General features: G+C 72.3%; 1 protein-coding gene. It reads left to right on the top strand.

Features of this window, described 5'->3' with window-relative positions:
- Positions 1-183: hypothetical protein (locus BN358_RS26140; protein WP_040582491.1), on the top strand; the 183-nt coding region annotated here is incomplete at its 5' end.
- Between the last annotated feature and the right edge of the window lie 52 nt (positions 184-235).

The raw sequence follows: 235 nt of genomic DNA on the forward strand, positions 1-235 counted from the left end.
ACCAACGGGACGGCGCGCACCGCGGCCCTGACCGAACTGCAGCAGCAGGCCGCAGCCGACGCGACGGTACTGCCGGTCTCGCAGGGGAACGGGGTCCTGTTCCTCGCCAAGGGCGTCGACCTGGTCGGCGAACCGTTCGGGAGCGGGCAGATGCTCGGGTTGTGGGGGTTCACTCGTGCCTGAGCCTCTGAGCGGCGTGCACACCGGGCTCCTGCGGGCGGGGGAGCGGGTCACG

Source organism: Sedimentibacter sp. B4 (genome assembly GCF_000309315.1).
In the GTDB taxonomy this organism is placed as follows: Bacteria; Bacillota; Clostridia; order Tissierellales; family Sedimentibacteraceae; genus Sedimentibacter; species Sedimentibacter saalensis.